This is a genomic window from Deltaproteobacteria bacterium (assembly GCA_011773515.1).
Taxonomy (GTDB): domain Bacteria; phylum Desulfobacterota; class Deferrimicrobia; order J040; family J040; genus WVXK01.
In genome coordinates, this window is record WVXK01000067.1 from 1 (window position 1) to 974 (window position 974).

1 tRNA gene and 1 pseudogene (1 of these 2 running past the window's edge) are annotated in these 974 nt (G+C 57.7%); one reads left to right on the forward strand and one right to left on the reverse strand.

The window, feature by feature from the left end:
- A tRNA-Phe gene (locus GTN70_08390) sits at positions 1–76 on the reverse strand.
- Positions 77–354: 278 nt separating this feature from the next.
- On the opposite strand from GTN70_08390, the pseudogene GTN70_08395 reads away from it, so the two are divergent.
- A pseudogene (locus tag GTN70_08395) lies at positions 355–974 on the forward strand (signal recognition particle protein); it runs 653 nt beyond the window's last position.

Below are 974 nucleotides of genomic sequence, written 5' to 3' on the forward strand. Positions count from 1 at the left end.
TGGTGGCCCCTCGCAGAATCGAACTGCGGACACGAGGATTTTCAGTCCTCTGCTCTACCAACTGAGCTAAAGGGCCTCTTATGTGGAGCGAAAGACTCCCCTGAAGATTTACTATTATAGTGAGCGGCCCTTCGATGTCAAGGTCAATAATTTCAAGGCACGGGCTCCTGCGCTGCCGGGTGCCGGCTCGCCGCTGTGGTGGGCAAAGGGGATGCGATGGACGGGATCCTTTTGGAGCTCTGTCCTTGAAACGGAACTGTTTTCCCGTTGATTTTTTGACGGATTTAACTTACATTGTTTCTTTTGATTGAGAAAGGTGCGGTCGGCCGCGCGATAGGTCAGGAGAATCGTGACATGTTCGAGTCGCTGACGGATAAGCTGGGCGGTGTCATAAAGAAGCTCAAAGGGAAGGGACGGGTATCTGCGGAAAACATCGGAGAGGCCGTTCGTGAGGTGAAGCTCGCCCTTCTCGAGGCCGACGTGAATTACCGGGTGGTCAAGGATTTCGTCGAGGCGGTGAAGCAGAAGAGCCTGGGAGAAGAGGTGCTCCGGTCTCTTTCGCCGGAGGAGCACTTCATCAAGATCGTGAGCGATGAGCTCACCTCCCTGATGGGGGAGGATGCCGCCCCCCTCGATCTCAAGAGAACCCCACCTGTTCCAATCATGCTCGTGGGGCTGCAGGGATCGGGGAAGACGACCACCGCCGGGAAGCTTGCCGGTGTCATGAAGAAGGACAGGAGAAGGCCCCTGCTCGTATCGACGGATGTATACCGCCCTGCAGCGATCGAGCAGCTGCGGGTCCTGGGAGATCAGCTCAAGGTAGACGTGTACGGCCACGGGGAGAGCACGGGCCCCGTGGAACTGGCGGTTTCTGCCGTCAGGTGGGCGGAGCTGAACGGGCTCGATACGGTGATCATCGACACGGCGGGAAGGCTGCACATCGACGAGGAGCTCATGGAGGAACTCGTTGCCAT